Source organism: Bacillus sp. EKM420B (assembly GCF_011065565.1).
In the GTDB taxonomy this organism is placed as follows: domain Bacteria; phylum Bacillota; class Bacilli; order Bacillales; family Bacillaceae; genus Bacillus; species Bacillus velezensis.
In genome coordinates this window covers 1-19,389 of record NZ_JAAMNX010000001.1, presented here as the reverse complement: position 1 = coordinate 19,389, position 19,389 = coordinate 1, and the positions used below count along the sequence as shown (strand labels likewise).

The window sequence follows — 19,389 nt, the reverse complement described above, 5'->3', positions numbered from 1 at the left end:
GAGTTTTTCACATTACCAGCTCGCTTTTTTCACCCCGGGAATCCGGCCTTTATGGGCCAGCTCCCTGAATGCGATTCTGGACAGTTTAAATTTTCTCATATATCCGCGGGGCCGCCCCGTCACCGTACAGCGGTTATGAATCCTGGCCGGAGCAGAATCACGCGGCAGTTTGCTCAGCGCTTCCCAGTCGCCTTTCGCCTTTAATTCTCTTCGGATGTCCGCATATTGTTCAACAAGCTTCTGCCGCTTGAGCTCTTTAATTACTTTTGATTTTTTTGCCATTTCAGCACTCCTAACAAATCGTAATAATTACGTTTTGTATCATATCATCCATATGAGCATCGTGCAAGCTAAGCGCTTAAAAAGGCGGGTGAATACCCGCCTTCACTGCCGGCATTTCCCCGGAAATGAAACCGCAGAAAGCACCCGCCGTCAATGATCCGCCTTGCGACGTCATCAGACTGTCGCTTTATTTCCTCTTGCAAAATGGTCGTTTCCCATTGCTTCACCCAATCTGCGCTCAAGCTTTTTAGTCCGCTCATTCTGAAACGGCAGAAGCGGAAACACGAGTTCAGCCAGATAATAAGCTTCTTCCAGATGCGGATAGCCCGAAAAGATAAACGACTCAATGCCGAGTGCCTGATACTCTAAAATTCGATCAGCGACAGTCTGCGGATCACCGACAAGCGCCGTGCCCGCTCCGCCTCTGACCAGTCCGATGCCGGCCCAGAGATTCGGGCTGATCTCAAGCTTCGAGCGGTCACCGTTATGAAGATCGGCCATCCGTTTTTGTCCCGATGAATCAGCGCGCCGGAGCACAGCCTGCGCTTTCGCAATTGTCTCTTCGTCTAAGTGGCTGATTAATCGTTCAGCCGCTTCCCATGCCTCTTCCTCAGTCTCCCTGACAATCACGTGAAGTCTGATGCCAAAACGCATCGTCCTTCCTTCCTTGGCAGCCTGTTTTTTAACGGTTTCAATCTTTTCTTTTACCTGCTCCGGCGGCTCTCCCCATGTTAAATAGACATCTGTATGTTTCGCCGCAGCCTCAATTCCCGCCTGTGATGAACCACCGAAATATAATGGCGGATGCGGAGACTGTTTTGGCGGGAACAGGAGGTTGCTGTTTTCCACCTTGATATGGTCCCCTTCATATGTCACCGTTTCGCCCCGCATGAGTCCGCGCCAGACGGTTAAAAATTCTTCAGTCGCCTTATAACGTTCATCGTGGCTGATAAACATGCCGTCTCCCGCCAGTTCATAAGGATCTCCGCCCGCTACGACATTTACGAGCAAACGGCCGTCTGACAGCCGGTCCATTGTCGACGCCATTCTCGCGGCGACAGACGGCTGCATCAGTCCCGGCCGGACCGCCACTAAAAATTTCAAGTCACTCGTTTCCCCCGCTAAAGCGGCAGCCGTCAGCCACGGGTCTTCACATGATCTCCCCGTCGGCAGCAGAACCCCCGTATACCCGAGTCTGTCCGCCGCCTGTGCCACTTGCTTAAAATAAAGATGATCAGCCGTTCTCCCTCCCGTTTGCGTCCCTAAATACCGGCCGTCACCATGCGTCGGAATAAACCAAAGAATCTCCATATGAATCTCTCCTTTTTTAATAGGTTACCCTTCATAACTGTTCCGCCATTTTAATAGTTTCCGCTCGAGCATTCTGACCAATGCATCTGTCAGCTTGCCGACAGCCGCAAAAATGATAATGCCGACAAACACCTTATTTGTCTGTGAAAATTGTCTGGCATCCATAATCATATAACCGACGCCCTCGCTCGATCCCATCAGTTCCGCCACCACAAGACCGAGCCATGCAATGCCTAGAGAGAGCCTGATGCCGAGCAGGATATTCGGCAGAGATGCCGGAAGAATTAATTTCGCCATCTGCTGATACCAATTAAATTCCAGCACCCGCGCGACGTCAAACAGCTTCGCGTCCACACTGCGGATTCCGAGAAACGTATTAATGTACACGGGAAAAAAAGCCCCCAATGCGATCAGCAGAATTTTTGATGTCTCATCAAATCCGAACCACAAAATAAACAGAGGAGTCACGGCCAAGTGCGGAACCGTTCTGAGCATTTGCAGAGACGGATCAAGATATGCTTCCGTCCGCTTTGAGAAACCGACCAGCAGCCCGAAAACAAGTCCGAGGCCCGCGCCAAGCAGAAATCCGGCAGCCGCCCGGTATAAACTGATCTCTAAATGACCCCAAAGCTCACCTGAAAGAAGAAGTTCCTGAAACGTCTGCAAGATGACGACAGGTGACGGGAGCACCGTTGCAGAGACGATGCCCAGACTTGCGATAAACTGCCATACTGCGATGACCGCAGCCGGGAGTACAATCCCTTTCATCCATTGGTATGAATACTTCCGCGATCTTGCCAGAGCTTTCTTTTCTGATTGGCTTATTGCGCCGGCAGCCGTTGATGCTTCTGCTTTCATTACTTGCCATCCCCCGTTTCAAGCGCTTTTTTAATAAATGAATTGTCGACCACGTCTTTTACATGAATTTTCTTACGAATCGCTTTTGTTCGATATTGAAAATCAGCGGTTTCCTGTTGGGCTTTGACAATATCATCATTGATCGGTTCATTAAGAGGCTCAGTATTGTTAAGCACGTTTCTGACGACTTTCGGATCAAGATGTTTGATTTTCGCATATAAGGAGACGGCTTCATCTTTGTGTTCCTTTTGCCATGTAACTGCTTTATTGAACACTTTCAGAAAACGGACAACCTCATCCGGGTGTTCTTTGGAAAATCCCGTTCTGACTAACGTGAAACCGGGAGAATATAAATCTGTGCTTTCTCCGTTCGCCAATATTTCCGCCCCGTGCTGCAGCGTTTCAATCGACAAATACGGCTCCCAAATGGACCATGCGTCAACTGATTTGTTTTCAAAAGCGGAAACCGCCTCATCAGGCTGAAGCTGGATGATAGTGACGTCATCGGCGGAAAGCCCCGCTTTATCTAAAGCTTTATAGAGAAAATCAAAGCCGCTGCTGCCTTTGGCTACGGCGATTTTTTTACCTTTCAATTCTTTCAGGCTCTGAATCCCGCTGCCCTTGTTTACGAGAATGCCGTTTGCCTTTAACCCGTCCTGAGACAGCCCGATCTCTTTAAAATCAATTCCTGCCGCCTGACCGGAAATGACCGGTGAATTGCCGACCTGGGAAAAATCAAGCTTATCGGCGGCAAGACCTTCAAATTGCGGAGGGCCGCTTTGGAACTCGACCCATTTTACTTTTATTCCGTCTTTTTTGAAGGTCTCTTCAAACCAGCCTTTTTCCTTGGCAATGAGAAGCGGGCTTAAACTCTGCTGGATGCCGATCCGGATTTCTTTCACCGTTTTCCCGCTCCCTCCTGTCCCGTCTGCACTGCATCCGGCTGACATCATGACTGCTGCGGCTAAAAGAATGATGATTTTTTTCACTTCGCTTCGTCCCTTCTATATCCCGGACCCGTCCGCAAACCGGAGGTCTTCCGTTTTCTCAAATTCAGAAAGCACCTTCTGCCGGACGGCCTGAAAATCCGCTGATGTCCGATTGCGCGGATGCGGAAGCTGAATCGGCATCAGGCTGTGCAGCCGGCCGGGCTTTGCCCTGAGGATCGCCAGCTTATCGCCTAAATAGACGGATTCATCAATATCATGCGTGACCAGAATCATCGTCGTTTTTTTCTCGCGCCATATATCAAGCAGCACATCCTGCAAATGTTTTCTCGTAAAAGCGTCAAGCGCCCCGAACGGTTCATCTAAAAGCAGCACCTCCGGCTCACGCAAAAGGGCTCTGGCGATGGCAACCCGCTGCGACATGCCGCCGGATAATTCGCGCGGATAAGCGTTCTCCGCTCCCTGCAGCCTGACAACCTCAATCAGATCATCCACTTTTTTCCGAACGGCCGGGTCGTTCATATTGAGATCGGCAGCGATGTTTTGTTTTACCGTCAGCCAGGGAAACAGCCGGTGCTCCTGAAAGATAAATCCTTGCCGGATGCCCGGTCCCGACACATTGCGGCCGTTTATTGCGACAGAGCCTTTATAATCGGTATCAAGACCGGCAATCAATTTTAAAAGCGTGCTTTTGCCGCATCCGCTCGGCCCGATGACAGTCAAAAATTCTCCCGATGCAATTGACAGCTCAATATCATTCAGCACCGGTGTTTTCCGGCCTTCATGCTCAAAAGCTTTTTCTTGTATGCTGATGGTTACAGCCATCTGTCTTCCCCTCTCTTTCTGCCGTATGCGATCGAAAAACAAAAAGGCCCCCATCTCCGATTGCTTGCAGAGATGGGAGCCTTCGGCGGTCCGATCGGCAACCCGTTTGTTTTTAAATTTGAATATCATGTTAATTCAAATTATTCCGACTTGTCAACTGTTTTTTATAAGGATTAAAATACGCCCTCCGGCATAACCCTGCCAGAGAGCGCATCAGCTGTATCACGTATTTACTTCCTTTTCTTTCCGGGCGATTTTTAATAATGTCCGCGCGTTGTTGCCGAAAATGTTTTCTATATCTTCTTCCCGCATATTGATTTCCCGGCAGGTCCTCACCTGCTCCTGAAGATATCTGTATACATATCCTCTCGGAAATCCGTTCGAATCCGTCCCGAAAATGATCCGTTCAGCACCGATTAATTCAGATGTCTTTCGAAACAGAATTTCCAAATCAAGCGGGTACGGCATCCACCTCATCCACTGGTTTGAGCCGGACGTGTCAATATACACATTCGGGCAGCTCCAGCACAGCTGCAGCAGTTCCTGATAATATCCGGCGCCGAAATGCGGAATGATGAACGGTATATCAGCATACTCTCTCGCGACGCGATAGATGGAGAGCGGGTTGATGTTGCGATGGCTGACAATGCCCCCCGCTCTCCCTAAAAGTCCGAAGTGAATTAATACAGGCAGTCTTTTGTCGGCCAGATACGTCCACAGCTTTTTCAGCGACGGATCATGAAACTCGATGTCTGTCAGCGGCCCGAACAGTTTATATCCTTTCAGACCGAGCTCTTCAACCGCTCTTTTCAGCTCCTCATACGCATCCTTTTGTTCCAAAGGATGATATGCAAATCCGGTAAACCTCGCCGGATTTGCTTGAATAAACGCCGCCATCCGGTCATTGCTCTCTGCAGTTAAAAAATTCAGCACATCAATGCCGTACTTATCTAATTCTTTCTCCCATCTTGTCATCAAAGCGATTTCGCCGTCATCGCCATCAACATCATGCGGATCAGGAAAATCCCAAGTGAGATTCATTCTTTCCGACCGCTCCCGGTTATAATCGGAAAATGTCTTATCGTTTTTGCCGAAATTAAGGCTGTACGGCAGATGACCGTGAATATCGACAGGTTTAAAATGCTGCCGGAAAAGCATACAATCGCCGCCTCCCTTACCGCCTGACAATAAAAAAAGACCCTTATCCAGTGAAGAATAAGAGCCTCTTGTGTCCAAGTCAGCGGTTTCTATTTTTTCTCATATTAAACCCATTATTCCCCTCAGTCAAGTGGTCTTTCAAACCCGAACTTTCTTTTCGATAATAAAAATAATTATTTTATAATCATTATAAAATAATATTGACTTTTTACTGATAGGTGATATTATGTTATTATAAATTTAAAGAGGTGATCACATGAGTTCAAATAAATTGACAACCAGCTGGGGCGCTCCTGTCGGAGATAACCAAAACTCAATGACGGCCGGCGATCGCGGTCCTGCTTTAATACAAGACGTCCATCTTCTTGAGAAATTGGCGCACTTTAACAGAGAACGCGTTCCGGAGCGTGTCGTTCACGCAAAAGGCGCGGGCGCACACGGTTATTTTGAAGTCACAAATGACGTTACAAAATATACGAAAGCCGCATTTCTGTCAGAAGTCGGTAAACGCACGCCGCTTTTCATCCGTTTCTCAACCGTTGCGGGCGAACTGGGCTCTAGTGACACAGTGCGCGACCCGCGCGGATTTGCCGTTAAATTTTATACAGAAGAAGGAAACTACGATATCGTCGGAAATAATACACCCGTGTTCTTCATCCGCGATGCCATCAAGTTCCCTGACTTTATCCATACACAAAAAAGAGATCCGAGAACACATCTGAAAAATCCGACGGCCGTTTGGGATTTCTGGTCTTTGTCACCCGAATCCCTGCACCAGGTAACCATTCTGATGTCAGACCGGGGCATTCCGGCGACTCTTCGCCATATGCACGGATTCGGAAGCCATACATTTAAATGGACAAATGATAAAGGCGAAGGCGTCTGGATTAAATATCACTTTAAAACAGAGCAAGGCGTGAAAAACCTTGATGTTAATACAGCCGCAAAAATCGCGGGCGAAAATCCCGATTACCATACGGAAGATTTGTTCAATGCGATTGAAAACGGCGATTTCCCCGCATGGAAATTATATGTTCAAATCATGCCGTTAGAAGATGCAAACACATATCGCTTTGATCCGTTTGACGTCACAAAAGTGTGGTCTCAAAAAGACTATCCGCTGATCGAAGTCGGCCGCATGGTTCTGAACCGCAATCCGGAAAATTACTTTGCGGAAGTAGAACAGGCGACGTTCTCTCCCGGCACATTAGTCCCCGGCGTGGACGTCTCACCTGATAAAATGCTTCAAGGCCGGTTGTTCGCATACCATGACGCGCATCGCTACCGTGTCGGCGCGAACCATCAGGCGCTGCCGATCAACCGTTCCCGCAATGAAGTGAAAAACTATCAGCGTGACGGACAAATGCGTTTTGATGATAACGGCGGCCGCTCCGTCTATTACGAGCCTAACAGCTTCGGGGGCCCGAAAGAGTCACCTGAAGATAAACAGGCGGCATATCCTGTATCAGGTTTCGCTGACAGTGTAAGCTATAATCATCATGATCATTACACACAAGCCGGCGACCTGTACCGCCTGATGAGCGAGGAAGAGCGCGCGCGCCTTGTCGCCAATATCGTCAGTGCGATGAAACCTGTGGAAAAAGAAGAAATTAAGCTGCGCCAGATCGGCCACTTCTACAAGGCTGATCCTGAATACGGCAGACGCGTTGCCGAAGGACTCGGACTGCCGTCACCAAAATAACATCAAAAAACCTGCCGGTCTGCCCGGCAGGTTTTTCCTGTTTATTATCAATAAAACCGTTTTTTTCTCAATTACACGAAGTGGCATGCCGCAAAATGATGAAGCCCTTTTTCTGACAGCGCCGGACTTTTCTCAGCACATATCTTCTCGGCTGCCGGACATCTCGTTCGGAATTTACAGCCTGAAGGCGGATCAGAGGGGCTCGGTATATCACCCTTTAAAATTATCCGCTCCCTTTTCGCTCCGGGATCAGGAACAGGCACGGCTGATAACAGCGCTTTCGTATAAGGATGGAGCGGCCGTGAAAAGAGCTCCTCCTTTGACGCATATTCCACAATCGTCCCTAAATACATAATGGCGACCTTCGTACATAAGTGCTCCACCACGCTTAAATCATGAGAAATGAACAAATATGACAGCCCGTGCTGTTTTTGAAGGCTGCTGAACAAATTGATCATCTGCGCCTGGATGGAGACATCTAACGCCGCCACGGGTTCATCCATAATGATAAATTGCGGCTTGAGCGCCATCGCTCTTGCAATCACGATCCGCTGCCGCTGCCCTCCGGAAAATTCATGCGGATAACGATCGATGAAGTTTGCGGAAAGTCCGCAGGCTTCAAGAACTTCCGCCGCTTTATCACGCACATTCCGCTTCACCGCCAATTGATGCTCGATCATCGCTTCACCGATGGCTTCTCCGATCCGGCGCCGGGGATTTAAAGAGCTGAACGGATCTTGAAAGATGAGCTGCGCTTCCGATCTGAAAGTTTTGAGCTCGCGCCGGCTCATCCGAAACACATCACGCCCCTGAAAAAACACCTCTCCCCCTGTTTTCTCATGAAGCCTCAAAATGGTCTTGCCGATTGATGACTTTCCGCTGCCCGATTCTCCCGCTAAGCCGAACACTTCTCCCTTTCCTATCGTAAAACTGACGCCGTCGACCGCTTTTACGGGTTTTTTATGAGTCTTTCTCATCCCCCCATGCTCCTCGTAATATTTTTTCAGCCCCTTGACCTCCAGCAACACATCACTCATCTGCTTTCTCCTCTCTGTAAAGCCAGCACGCCGCCTGATGCCCCTTCCCGAATTCAGTAAAATGCGGGCTCGATCTCCGGCATATTTCCGTGCTGTGTTCACATCGCTCCGCAAAATAACAAGACGATCCGGACAGGTCCGCAAGCTCGGGGACCTGCCCCGGAATGGTGTAAAGCGTCTCCCTTTTTTGACCGATAACCGGCTTGGCCGCGAGCAGCCCTTTCGTATACGGATGCTTCGGATCAGAAAACAGCTCTGCAACCGGTCCTTCCTCCACAATTTTTCCCGCATACATGACAATCACATAATCAGCCATTTCAGCAACCACGCCAAGGTCATGAGTAATGAATAAAATAGACGTGCGAAATTGCTTTTTCATATCCCGCAATAAATCCAATATCTGCGCCTGAATGGTTACGTCAAGCGCTGTCGTCGGCTCGTCGGCAATGATCAGTTTCGGATCGCAGCTTAGCGCGACAGCCGTCATGATGCGCTGCAGCATGCCGCCGCTCAGCTCATGAGGATAACGATGCATAACCTGCTCGGCATTCGGGATCTCCACTAACGTGATCAGCTCAACGGCCCTCCGCCATGCCTCTTTCTTACTCAGAAACAAATGTTCGCGAATCGGTTCGGTCAGCTGCTCACCGATTGTAAATACCGGATTCAAAGATGTCATCGGTTCCTGAAAAATCATCCCGATTTCGCTGCCGCGGATTTTCTGCATGTCTTTTGGTTTCAATTCCAACAGATTCCGTCCGGAAAAATGCACCGCTCCCCGTTCGATTCTCCCCGTCTCGGGAATAAGCTGCATAATGGACAATGACGCCATGCTTTTCCCGCAGCCGGACTCTCCTACAATACAAACCGTTTCCTCCTCATGTATCGTAAAGCTGACACCGTCCACGGCCTTTACCGCACCCTCCTCTGTATAAAAAGCCGTTTCCAAATGCCTCACTTCTAAAAGCGGTTTTTTCATTTCATTTTCACCTGCCGTTTTACCTTAGGATCAAAAGCGTCTCTTAAACCGTCTCCAAGCAGATGAATCGCCACAACGGTCAGAAAAATGGCCGTTCCCGGCGGAATCCACAGCCACGGGCGGAGTGTAAAATCCATAAAATGATTCGCCGCTTCCATCATGTTTCCCCAAGAAGGTGTCGGCGGAGCAACGCCAAGCCCGAGAAAACTCAGCGCAGATTCACTCAGCATCGCTCCCGCCACATGCAAAGTCGCCGCTACCAGTAATAACGGCAATGTGTTGGGAAGCAAATGATAGAGGATTTTCCGTTTATCACTAAGCCCCAAAACTTCCGCGGCCATCATAAATGGCTGCTCCTTCAGCGACAAAATCTGTCCGCGTACAAGCCGCGCCAAACCGGGCCATCCGATCAGGCTTAACATCATCATAATCAGGTACATTCTGTATTCAGAAGGCACTTTCCACTCCGACATCACCGCAGCCAAAATCAAAAGCAGCGGCAGGCCCGGGATGGACATGAGCATATCAGCAATGCGCATAATGATCATATCAGCGGCTCCCCGATAAAATCCGGCCGCAGCCCCGAGTAAAGAGCCGATGACAAGCGACAGCACCATTGAAGCAAGCCCCACGGTCAGAGAAATCTGCCCCGCCAGCATCAGCCTCGTCAGCACATCTCTCCCGTACTGGTCGGTGCCCAGCCAATGATGAACCCCCGGATGCTGATTGGCATTTGAAATATCCGTCCGATCTGTTATGTACGGAGAAAAAGACGGCCCGATAAAGCACAATAAAAACATAAAACATAAGAAAAGAAGACTGATGACCGTCAGCTTATGCTGCAGCAGGCGGCGGTACGTCTGCTTCCAAAGAGAAGGCGGCACCCCTTTTTGTTTTTTCATTCCGAACACCCCCTATTTCAGCCTGACCCGCGGATCAACCGCGGCATAAGCGATATCCGCCAAGAAGTTCCCCACAATCGTTAAACAAGACAAAAACAAGGTAAACGCCATCAAAACCGGATAATCACGATAATGCACGGATTCAAGCTGAATACGGCCGACACCCGGCCACCCGAAAATCTGTTCAATAATGATGGCTCCGGAAAACAGTCCCGGCAGTTCAAAAGCAAGCAGGGTGATGGCCGGAATGAGCGCGTTTTTCAACGCATGTTTCCAGATGACGGTGCGCTCTTTCAATCCCTTCGCTCTCGCCGTTCTGATATAATCCTGTCTGATCACGTCCAGCATGCCGGAGCGGAAATACCTTGTCAGCGAGCCGATGCCGAGCATAGATAAAATCACGACCGGAAGGATCATATGTCTGGCGGCTTCAAGCACGTACGAAAAACCTGTACTCGTGCTTCCGGTATCAATCATCCCGCCGACAGGCAATATTTTCAAATCCACCCCAAACCACTTAATAAACAGAAGGCTGATAAAAAAAGACGGAAACGCCATGGAAGCAAAAACAAGAAACGTCACGATCCCGTCAAACCATGAGTATTTCCTGACAGCGGATATGACACCCGTTATCATCGCAGCTGACCATGTGACAAGCAACGCCAAAAACGCGACAAAAAACGAATTCCAGACATATTTCCGAAGCAATGACAGGACGTTCTCCTGATATTTCAAAGAAAACCCAAAATCTCCGCTGAGCACATTTCCGAGCCACGTCACATAACGCTTCCAAATCGGCTGATCCAGCCCGTAAAGCGCTTTTAACTCCTTCGCTCTTTCCGGAGTCAGATTTACATTGGAATCAATATAATCGCCCGGCAGCATGGCGAATAAGAAAAAAATAATAAAGGACGTACCGAATAAGATCACAAGCATTTGAATGAATCGTTCTGCGGCATACTTTTTCATAAAAAGCCCCTCCTTTCCGCTGAAAGGGCAAAATCCCCAGGATGCATCGGGTATTTTGCCCAACCGTTCTATTGAATTGAGACATTTGAGAGACTTGAACTGATTCCAGAATAATTGTCAGGCTCAAGCCCTTTTATTTTTCCGCTGACCGCCCTTGCGCTCTGACGGTAATGAATCAGAATGTAAGGCGGGTTTTCCCCGAGCTCCCGGTACAGCTGGTGATAAATCTCTTTTCTTTTGCTGATATCAAGCGTGCCGGCTCCTTTCTCTATCAGCCGGTCCGCTTTCGGATTGGAATACCCCGTCACATTATTGGGATGGCCGGAAGCCAGCTTTTCCACCGTGTCATTCGGATCAAGGATCTGCGAGGTGGAAACGGCGGCAAGGTCATATTGTTTGTCATTGATTTTCGCTACTTCTGTATTAAAATCCATCACTTCCGGTTTTAATGAGATTCCGATGTCCGCATAATTTTCTTTCGCTATCGGGATGAAATCATCATCCGCTTTAGATGTGTAATAGCTGATTTCAAGCTTTTTGCCGTTTTTTTCACGTACACCGTCTTTGCCCGTTTTCCAGCCTGCTTCATCAAGAAGCTTTTTGGCTTTTTCAGGGTTAAACGCATACCGATTGACACCCTTGTCATCATAAGCCCACGAAACCGGAGACACCGGAACATTCGCGACCTCTCCGTAGCGTTTAAAGCGGACATCGACGATTTTTTGACGGTCAAGTCCGTAAATAAGCGCCTGGGACACTTTCTTATCTTGAAAAGGCGGACGCTTGTGATTGACGTACACAAGCCCGTAATCATTCACGACAGATACGCTTATATTCGCAAAACCGAGACTTTTTAAATGCTGAACCGTATCATCATCAGGTGAGAAAGAAGCGTAATCAAGGTCACCCGTTTCAAACAGCTGAAGGGAAGTTGACGGATCGATAATTTTATAAATCAGCTTTTCCGTTTTCGGTTTTCCGGCATAATAGTGTTCATTAGCCTGATAGCGTATTTCCTGTCCCGGAAGGTATTCTGTAAATTGGTAAGGTCCCGCTCCGAGAGGTTTGGCATAAAGCTCTTTTAAATAATCCAGTTTACCGAATTGATATTTCTTCCCGTAGTAGGCTTCTGACAGCACCTGCCCGCCCAAAAGAAGCAGCGACTTCGCACTGACTTTCTCAGTCGTGATTTGAATGGTTCTGTCATCAAGGACGCGAATGCCCTCTATCGTCTTTGCCTTTCCTTCTTTGTAAGCCTTACCGCCTTTAATATAAGCCGTAGTGATATCTTCATAGCCTGCGTATGCAGGATCATGCAGCAGTGTTAAAGTGAATGCGGCATCCTTTGCGGTCAGCGGTGAACCGTCGCTGAAAACGAGATTTTTTCTTAAACGGAACGTGTATGTAAGCTGATCTTTGGAAATTTTCCAGCTTTCCGCAAGAGCCGGAGCAGGCTTCCCCGTTTTATCCAGTTTGACTAACGGTTCAAAAATAGGATCTGTCGCATTTCCATCCCAGCCGTTTTCGTAGAAGTACGGCAGAAACACGCCGCCCGGCGCGGAAATCCCAGCAACAAAAGTGTCAGTTCTGGCTTTCGATTTAGCGGGAATCGCCGCCGGATGAGAAGCTTTAAATTCCTTTGTCTTGACATGGGCGATACGTGTTTCTTCCTTTTTATCAGCCGCAGATGACGGTTCTTCCCCGGCACTCCCTAACGCGCACCCTGATAACACGATGGATACCGACAGCGCGAGTACCGTTGTTTTTATCCTCCATTTTCTCTCCTTCATCTTTATCGAACCCCCGCATGCTTTTCATCTATCTTTATATAAATCTGCTCCATCTGTTCCTCATTTCTCATAATCTCCCGTTTGTTTTTCTCTACAAGCAGTTCGAAATTCAATGTGTGTTTTCTGTACTTTTTTCGCTTTTTACTTTTTTTGCGCACATGTGATGCCTTTTTTAACGCCACTTTTCATCCCTCCGCTTTTCATCCAATGGCTTTCACGCAAAAAAAGGCCCTTATCTGTTTACAAGATAAGAGCCTTCGGTGATCCGATCAGCCATCGTTTGGAAATATGTAATGATTATGTTAATTCATACAATCCCTACCTGTCAACTATAATTTAAAATATCGTGTCCTTCCGGGGGTTTTCCTCATACACTCTCTCATTTTTCCGCATATGCTAGAAAACATAGCAGATTACAAGTGAAAGTGAGTGAGAATGTGGAAAAGACAACATTGACCGGTCGCATCGTCAAAAAAGATGACCCGGACTATAATGCTGCAAGAACCAATATCAATTTAAGCCTGCAAAGATATCCAGACATCATTGTGTTTTGTCAAAACAAACATGACGCCCTCAATGCGGTGAGATGGGCGCGTGAGAACAATGTGCCTTTTCGTATCAGAGGCGGAAGACACAGCTACGAAAATTTTTCTCTGTTAAATGACGGACTAGTCATTGATCTCAGTGAAATGAAGAAAATAAGAGTAAATGAGGATAAGCGGCTGGTCTCGATTGAAGCGGGAGCCGAATTGGGGGAAGTCTATCGGACACTCTGGCGGTACGGCTTGACCCTTCCTGCGGGAACCATTGCGAATGTGGGAATCACGGGGCTGACGCTCGGGGGAGGAATCGGATATTTAACAAGGACTGCCGGACTTACTTGCGATCGTCTCCTCCAGCTCGAAATGATCATAGCGGACGAAAAAGCGGGTGCTGACTTGATCACAGTCAACCGCTCAAAGCACTCTGATCTATTTTGGGCATCTCAGGGCGGAGGGGGAGGCAACTTCGGCATTGTCACATCCATGATGTTTAAAGCCGTGCCGATCTCGTGCGTGTCTGTTTTTTCTGTCACTTGGGGCTGGGATGATTTCGAGGAAGTATTTAACACGTGGCAGCGCTGGGCTCCATTTACAGACAACCGGCTTACCTCATCAATTCAGTTTTGGCCTAAGGAAGTCAACCGCATAGAAGCGCTCGGTCAATTTACCGGGACAAAAGAGGAGCTGAAAGAACTGCTGGCTCCGTTAATGAAAGCGGGAAAACCGACAAGCGGCATGGTCAAGACAGTGCCATTTATTAAAGCGGCAGCCTTTTTTAACAGCCCGGGAGGCAATCAGCCGCAAAAGATGAAGCGGTCAGGATCCTTTATTGAAAAACCATTATCAACACGCGCAATATCCACTTTAAAGCGCTATTTAGAGCACGCTCCGAACGAAAACGCCAGTGTCTGGCAGCAATCTCTCGGCGGGGCGGCCGGACGGATCGCTCCGGACCAAACGGCATTCTACTATCGCAACGCAATCATTGCCCAAGAATATATTACAACTTGGACATCTGCTGAAGAAGAAAGACTAAATGTCCGCTGGATCGAAGGACTGAGAACGTCCCTATCAAGAGAAACGATGGGAGATTATGTGAATTGGCCTGATAGAGAAATCAGAAACTGGCTGCAAACGTATTACGGAGAAAATGTTCACCGCCTCCGTCAAATCAAAACGAAATATGATCCGGAAAATATATTCCGCTTCGAGCAGAGCATTCCGCCGCTTCGCCGTTCACCGTTTTTCTAAAAAAGATGAAGATGGACACACTCCATCTTCATCTTTTCTTTTATTGATATAAGCGGCTTCCCTTCTCTGCAAACTCTTTTGCTTTTTCTTTCAGCCCTTCATTGACGGCCTCGTCTTCAGTAAGTCCGTTTTCCTTCGCATAATCACGAATATCCTGAGAAATTCTCATGCTGCAGAACTTCGGGCCGCACATCGAACAGAAGTGAGCCGTTTTTGCGCCTTCAGCCGGCAGTGTTTCATCATGATATTCCATTGCTCTTTCAGGATCAAGTGACAAATGAAATTGATCACGCCACCGGAATTCAAACCGCGCCTTAGACAGAGCATCGTCACGGATCTGTGCACCCGGATGCCCTTTAGCAAGGTCTGCGGCATGTGCCGCGATTTTGTACGTAATGACGCCTTCTCTTACATCATCACGATTCGGCAGCCCCAAATGCTCCTTCGGTGTGACATAGCAAAGCATCGCCGTCCCGTACCAGCCGATCATCGCCGCGCCGATCGCTGAAGTAATGTGGTCATAGCCCGGAGCGATATCCGTCGTTAATGGGCCGAGCGTGTAAAAAGGCGCCTCTTTACAAATTTCCAGCTGTTTGTCCATGTTTTCCTTAATTTTATGCATCGGCACATGACCCGGCCCTTCGATCATCACTTGCACATCGTGCTTCCACGCAATCTCCGTCAATTCTCCGAGAGTCTCCAATTCCGCAAACTGCGCTTCATCATTGGCATCCGCAATCGAACCGGGACGAAGCCCGTCACCAAGTGAAAAAGCGATATCATAGGTCTTCATGATTTCACAAATTTCTTCAAAATGCGTGTACAGAAAGCTTTCCTGATGATGAGCCAGGCACCATTGCGCCATAATCGCCCCGCCGCGGGATACGATTCCCGTCGTGCGTTTGGCCGTTAACGGGACGTAACGAAGCAATACGCCGGCATGGATGGTGAAATAATCCACGCCCTGCTCCGCCTGCTCAATCAATGTGTCACGATAAATGTCCCACGTTAAATCCTCGGCAATGCCATTAACTTTTTCAAGCGCCTGATAAATCGGCACCGTCCCCACAGGCACGGGGCAGTTGCGGATAATCCATTCACGCGTCGTATGAATGTCTTTTCCCGTGGATAAGTCCATCATCGTATCGGCGCCCCAGCGAATCGCCCACGTCATTTTTTCGACTTCTTCTTCGATAGAAGATGTAACAGCCGAGTTGCCGATATTGGCATTAATTTTCACATGAAAATTCCGGCCGATAATCATCGGCTCGCTTTCCGGGTGGTTGACGTTAGAAGGAATAATCGCCCGGCCGCTGGCTACCTCGTCTCTGACAAATTCGGGAGACACATGCTCGCGAATTGCGATAAACTCCATTTCCGGCGTAATGATGCCTTTTCTCGCATAATGCAATTGTGTTACATTTTTCCCCGGCTTGGCCCGAAGCGGTTTCCGCTGCAGGCCGGGGTATTCGGCGGCACGGCCCTCTTTTTTATAGCCGTTGTCTTCAGGTCTCACGGTCCGGCCGTTATATTCTTCTACATCTCCGCGCCCGGTAATCCACTTTGTGCGGAGCGCCCCCAGACCTTCATGAATATCAATCTGTACATCCGGGTCTGTATACGGTCCGCTCGTATCATAAACACGGACCGGCGCATTCTCCTCTTCCCCGAATGCCCCCGTAGTCGCACTCAGGCTGATTTCCCGCATCGGCACTCGTATGTCGGGCGAAGACCCTTCTGCATAAACCTTTTTACTGCCGGAAAAACTCGACATAATGGAAATGTTCGCTTGCTGTACTGATTGATTTTGCATACAAATCTCTCCTTTATCATTTGAATAACAGAACCAAGCTCAGCACCAGCACAAAAAACCGGGTTCAAAGAAGAACCCGGTTTTGCAGTCAGAAAGAAACTATTATTGTTTTCATCAACAATAATAAAACCTTTACTTCCCCACGCTGGTACGAACCAGATCAGGTCCAAAGGGTTAAGAAGCCGCCGCTTCTCTCTCAGCCCGCTCAGACGGGCACCCCCAGTAACTATTGATTTCGCTCTCATCGTAACATAAGTTGTGTACAAAAAAAAGCATATTATCAAAATTCAGATAACGGGACGGTCATAAGCTCTGTTTCCCGAACGCCTTCTTCGGTATTAAAAACCCGATAACCCTTTGCGGTTTCCCGGGAAGAGACAGCCCGGAACAGCTGACCGTCTTTATAATGAAGCGCAGCGCCGTCATCAGCGGCATAGCCCTCCCTGAGTTTCTTTTCTGAAATCAGACGGTGATACACCGGCCGGCGCTCCGCTTCTCCGTCATAGTGCGGACAAAAGCTGCCCGGCAAAAATCCTAAAGCTCTTAACTCTCGCAAATCCCCCGCTGAATCCGTCACCCCTTCTTCATACCAGCAAATCGCTCCGGCGCTGAGCCCCGCCAAGATGATGCCGTTTTCCCAAGCCTCACGAAGAATAAGGTCAAGCCCCCACTCTTTCCATAAGACAAGCATATTGCGCGTATTTCCGCCGCCGACATATATAATATCTTTCTTCATGAGAAAGGATCTGAGATCAGAACCCGGCGGTTTAAACAGCGACAAGTGATCCGGCTCACACCACAGCTTTTGAAAGGCCTGATAAAACCTGCCGGTATAATTCTCCGAATCTCCGCTTGCCGTCGGCAAAAAACAAACTTTCGGCTTTGACCGCGCCGACTGCTCTAAAATATACTGATCCAGCACAAGATGATCCGGCTCCATGGAAAACCCCCCGCCGCCCATTGCAATAATCTGCTTCAAAGTCATCACCTCTTTTTTTCTCAAGTATAACAGCTCATTAAAAAGGCGTTATCCCAATTTCGGATAACGCCTTCAAAAAGTATTTGTTATCTGAAAAATACGCACCGTATAACATAACGGAGATCCCTGCGGCGATAAGCGCCGGAACAAGCTTCGAACGGGCATACTTCACAACATCGATCCCCAACACCGTATTATCACTGAGGAGAGAAGCAAATCCAATGTTCCGCTCACAAACACGGCCCCGATCGCTAATAATAAGCTGGTATGTAACTGAACCGCCAGCGTCCCAAGTCCCCCAGGATGACCCGATAAAATAGGATATAACAGCCCCCAGTATAAAAAGAGACGGCGCAATAAACATATGAGGGATCCATGATGTTAAATGAGAAGTAACATATTTCGAGAATCCCAGATTTTCAGCTACTGCTGTTACGGCCCAAATCAGCGATAACATAATAATAACGTTGACCAATTCGTTTCCGCCCTTAATAAAATGGGTAACAAGCTCGCCTGCAGGAAAGCGCTGAAACATAAAAAGAGCTAATGCTGCAATAACCGCTGCCAATAATGCGGTTAACATGCCCCCAAACATATCGCTTTTGAATGGCCGCCCCACCAGCTGAGAAACAGTGTTAATAGCAAAAGCAGCCGATCGGAAAGATTAAACTCCACGGCCGAATCGGTGTTTCCTTAATATAAGCACGGTATGCCGAATCCAGCTCCTCCTGCTGCAGGTATCATGTTTTCACAAGCCTTGGAGATATTTTCATACAACAAAAAAGGCTTCTACATATTGTAGAAGCCTTTGTATACCGGTGGCCGGGGTCGAACCGGCACTCCAGAAGGAACACGATTTTGAGTCGTGCGCGTCTGCCAATTCCGCCACACCGGCATATAATCCATCGTGTTCAACCGACGTATATAAATATAACATGCATTTTATAAAGTGTCAATGGTTTTAGTAAAGTTTTTTCAAATGGTAATGCAGTATATACGATACAAGCAAGAAACTTATATTGATAGTCTTCACGCTTTTATTATATAAAAAAAAGCGACCTGCAATATGCAAATCACTCTCATATATGTTTTATAATAAGAAAAATGATGACCAATTTAACATAATTCGCTCAAAGTTAAATTGGTGCCGAGGGCCGGACTTGAACCGGCACGGTAGTCACCTACCGCAGGATTTTAAGTCCTGTGTGTCTGCCAATTCCACCACCCCGGCAATAGAAAGGCGACACCCGGATTCGAACCGGGGATAAAGGTTTTGCAGACCTCTGCCTTACCACTTGGCTATGCCGCCGTAATTGGAGCGGAAGACGGGATTCGAACCCGCGACCCCCACCTTGGCAAGGTGATGTTCTACCACTGAACTACTTCCGCAACATGTAAAAGAACTTAATACATCTTATGCTGTTGTTTTTAAAAAAATGCAACTGGGCTAGCTGGATTCGAACCAACGCATGACGGAGTCAAAGTCCGTTGCCTTACCGCTTGGCTATAGCCCAATGATAATATGGGGCGATTGATGGGAATCGAACCCACGAGTGCCAGAGCCACAATCTGGTGCGTTAACCACTTCGCCACAACCGCCATAATCTGAAGATGAATAAATAATATAGTGGCAGGGGCAGTAGGAATCGAACCCACACCGGAGGTTTTGGAGACCTCTGTTCTACCGTTAAACTATGCCCCTATTTATAAAATGGTGGAGGGGGGCAGATTCGAACTGCCGAACCCTGAGGGAGCGGATTTACAGTCCGCCGCGTTTAGCCACTTCGCTACCCCTCCATCATTTAGAGTGCCGGCCAGAGGACTTGAACCCCCAACCTACTGATTACAAGTCAGTTGCTCTACCAATTGAGCTAGACCGGCAAATGGTGGCTCGGGACGGAATCGAACCGCCGACACACGGATTTTCAGTCCGTTGCTCTACCAACTGAGCTACCGAGCCTTTTTATAAATGGCGGTCCGGACGGGACTCGAACCCGCGACCTCCTGCGTGACAGGCAGGCATTCTAACCAACTGAACTACCGG

The 19,389-nt window shown here is 48.3% G+C and carries 17 protein-coding genes, 10 tRNA genes and 1 riboswitch; of the genes, 2 read left to right on the top strand and 25 right to left on the bottom strand.

Features of this window, described 5'->3' with window-relative positions; genetic code table 11:
* Window positions 1-12 precede the first annotated feature (12 nt).
* The 6 genes from rpsN to G9F48_RS00110 form a co-directional block, all read right to left on the bottom strand.
* Window positions 13-282: a 30S ribosomal protein S14 gene (gene rpsN / locus G9F48_RS00135; protein WP_165408836.1), complete on the bottom strand. Its 270-nt coding sequence runs from the start codon at window positions 280-282 to the stop codon at window positions 13-15.
* A gap of 174 nt (window positions 283-456) precedes the next feature.
* A complete protein-coding gene (gene ssuD / locus G9F48_RS00130; protein WP_165408835.1) occupies window positions 457-1,593 on the bottom strand; it encodes an FMNH2-dependent alkanesulfonate monooxygenase in 1,137 nt (378 codons plus the stop codon).
* Between the two features lie 24 nt (window positions 1,594-1,617).
* Entirely contained in the window at window positions 1,618-2,451 is an 834-nt protein-coding gene (locus tag G9F48_RS00125) for an ABC transporter permease (protein ID WP_165408834.1), read from the bottom strand.
* Window positions 2,451-3,440, bottom strand: coding sequence for an aliphatic sulfonate ABC transporter substrate-binding protein (locus G9F48_RS00120; RefSeq protein WP_165408833.1), 990 nt, complete (start codon window positions 3,438-3,440; stop codon window positions 2,451-2,453). Before G9F48_RS00120 ends, G9F48_RS00125 begins: the two co-directional genes overlap by 1 nt.
* Before the next feature lie 15 nt (window positions 3,441-3,455).
* Window positions 3,456-4,223 (bottom strand): ABC transporter ATP-binding protein, encoded by a 768-nt coding sequence (locus G9F48_RS00115; RefSeq protein WP_003155413.1) that lies wholly within the window; start codon window positions 4,221-4,223, stop codon window positions 3,456-3,458.
* 222 nt (window positions 4,224-4,445) lie between these two features.
* Entirely contained in the window at window positions 4,446-5,381 is a 936-nt protein-coding gene (locus G9F48_RS00110; RefSeq protein WP_024085044.1) for an amidohydrolase family protein, read from the bottom strand.
* Between the two features lie 256 nt (window positions 5,382-5,637).
* On the opposite strand from G9F48_RS00110, the gene katA reads away from it, so the two are divergent.
* On the top strand, window positions 5,638-7,083 hold the full coding sequence (katA, locus tag G9F48_RS00105) for a catalase KatA (protein ID WP_003155420.1): 1,446 nt from the start codon (window positions 5,638-5,640) through the stop codon (window positions 7,081-7,083).
* 71 nt (window positions 7,084-7,154) lie between these two features.
* Here katA and G9F48_RS00100 read toward each other — a convergent pair whose 3' ends face one another.
* The 6 genes from G9F48_RS00100 to G9F48_RS00075 form a co-directional block, all read right to left on the bottom strand.
* Complete coding sequence (locus G9F48_RS00100) at window positions 7,155-8,120, bottom strand: ABC transporter ATP-binding protein (RefSeq protein ID WP_165408832.1); 966 nt, start codon at window positions 8,118-8,120, stop codon at window positions 7,155-7,157.
* On the bottom strand, window positions 8,113-9,099 hold the full coding sequence (locus G9F48_RS00095) for an ABC transporter ATP-binding protein (protein WP_165408831.1): 987 nt from the start codon (window positions 9,097-9,099) through the stop codon (window positions 8,113-8,115). The genes G9F48_RS00100 and G9F48_RS00095 overlap by 8 nt, the downstream gene beginning before the upstream one ends.
* Window positions 9,096-10,001, bottom strand: a complete 906-nt coding sequence (opp4C, locus tag G9F48_RS00090) for an oligopeptide ABC transporter permease (RefSeq protein ID WP_165408830.1) — start codon at window positions 9,999-10,001, stop codon at window positions 9,096-9,098. The genes G9F48_RS00095 and opp4C overlap by 4 nt, the downstream gene beginning before the upstream one ends.
* A gap of 12 nt (window positions 10,002-10,013) precedes the next feature.
* Window positions 10,014-10,970 carry an ABC transporter permease gene (locus G9F48_RS00085; RefSeq protein ID WP_088056551.1) on the bottom strand — a complete coding sequence of 319 codons (957 nt, stop codon included), beginning with the start codon at window positions 10,968-10,970 and terminating at the stop codon, window positions 10,014-10,016.
* A 68-nt stretch (window positions 10,971-11,038) separates the two neighbouring features.
* Window positions 11,039-12,760, bottom strand: a complete 1,722-nt coding sequence (locus G9F48_RS00080; RefSeq protein ID WP_165408829.1) for an ABC transporter substrate-binding protein — start codon at window positions 12,758-12,760, stop codon at window positions 11,039-11,041.
* A 2-nt stretch (window positions 12,761-12,762) separates the two neighbouring features.
* Window positions 12,763-12,942 (bottom strand): FbpB family small basic protein, encoded by a 180-nt coding sequence (locus G9F48_RS00075; protein ID WP_165408828.1) that lies wholly within the window; start codon window positions 12,940-12,942, stop codon window positions 12,763-12,765.
* A 255-nt stretch (window positions 12,943-13,197) separates the two neighbouring features.
* Between G9F48_RS00075 and G9F48_RS00070 the strand changes: the two genes are divergently transcribed.
* Entirely contained in the window at window positions 13,198-14,553 is a 1,356-nt protein-coding gene (locus G9F48_RS00070; RefSeq protein WP_165409125.1) for an FAD-binding oxidoreductase, read from the top strand.
* A 40-nt stretch (window positions 14,554-14,593) separates the two neighbouring features.
* Here G9F48_RS00070 and thiC read toward each other — a convergent pair whose 3' ends face one another.
* The 13 genes from thiC to G9F48_RS00005 all read right to left on the bottom strand — a co-directional run bounded on the left by thiC (window position 14,594) and on the right by G9F48_RS00005 (window position 19,305).
* Window positions 14,594-16,366: a phosphomethylpyrimidine synthase ThiC gene (gene thiC / locus G9F48_RS00065; protein WP_042634986.1), complete on the bottom strand. Its 1,773-nt coding sequence runs from the start codon at window positions 16,364-16,366 to the stop codon at window positions 14,594-14,596.
* Between the two features lie 120 nt (window positions 16,367-16,486).
* Window positions 16,487-16,597: riboswitch (TPP riboswitch) on the bottom strand.
* Between the two features lie 49 nt (window positions 16,598-16,646).
* On the bottom strand, window positions 16,647-17,345 hold the full coding sequence (locus tag G9F48_RS00060; RefSeq protein WP_165408827.1) for a Type 1 glutamine amidotransferase-like domain-containing protein: 699 nt from the start codon (window positions 17,343-17,345) through the stop codon (window positions 16,647-16,649).
* Window positions 17,346-17,382: 37 nt separating this feature from the next.
* Window positions 17,383-17,928, bottom strand: a complete 546-nt coding sequence (locus G9F48_RS00055; RefSeq protein ID WP_238785793.1) for a Na+/H+ antiporter NhaC family protein — start codon at window positions 17,926-17,928, stop codon at window positions 17,383-17,385.
* Window positions 17,929-18,158: 230 nt separating this feature from the next.
* Window positions 18,159-18,240, bottom strand: a tRNA-Leu gene (locus tag G9F48_RS00050).
* Window positions 18,241-18,487: 247 nt separating this feature from the next.
* A tRNA-Leu gene (locus G9F48_RS00045) sits at window positions 18,488-18,576 on the bottom strand.
* A 7-nt stretch (window positions 18,577-18,583) separates the two neighbouring features.
* Window positions 18,584-18,654, bottom strand: a tRNA-Cys gene (locus G9F48_RS00040).
* A gap of 5 nt (window positions 18,655-18,659) precedes the next feature.
* Window positions 18,660-18,734, bottom strand: a tRNA-Gly gene (locus G9F48_RS00035).
* A 53-nt stretch (window positions 18,735-18,787) separates the two neighbouring features.
* Window positions 18,788-18,859: transfer RNA gene (locus G9F48_RS00030), tRNA-Gln, on the bottom strand.
* A 9-nt stretch (window positions 18,860-18,868) separates the two neighbouring features.
* A tRNA-His gene (locus G9F48_RS00025) sits at window positions 18,869-18,944 on the bottom strand.
* 29 nt (window positions 18,945-18,973) lie between these two features.
* Window positions 18,974-19,047 (bottom strand) — tRNA-Trp (locus tag G9F48_RS00020).
* Between the two features lie 10 nt (window positions 19,048-19,057).
* Window positions 19,058-19,142 (bottom strand) — tRNA-Tyr (locus G9F48_RS00015).
* An 11-nt stretch (window positions 19,143-19,153) separates the two neighbouring features.
* Window positions 19,154-19,226, bottom strand: a tRNA-Thr gene (locus tag G9F48_RS00010).
* 3 nt (window positions 19,227-19,229) lie between these two features.
* Window positions 19,230-19,305: transfer RNA gene (locus G9F48_RS00005), tRNA-Phe, on the bottom strand.
* Between the last annotated feature and the right edge of the window lie 84 nt (window positions 19,306-19,389).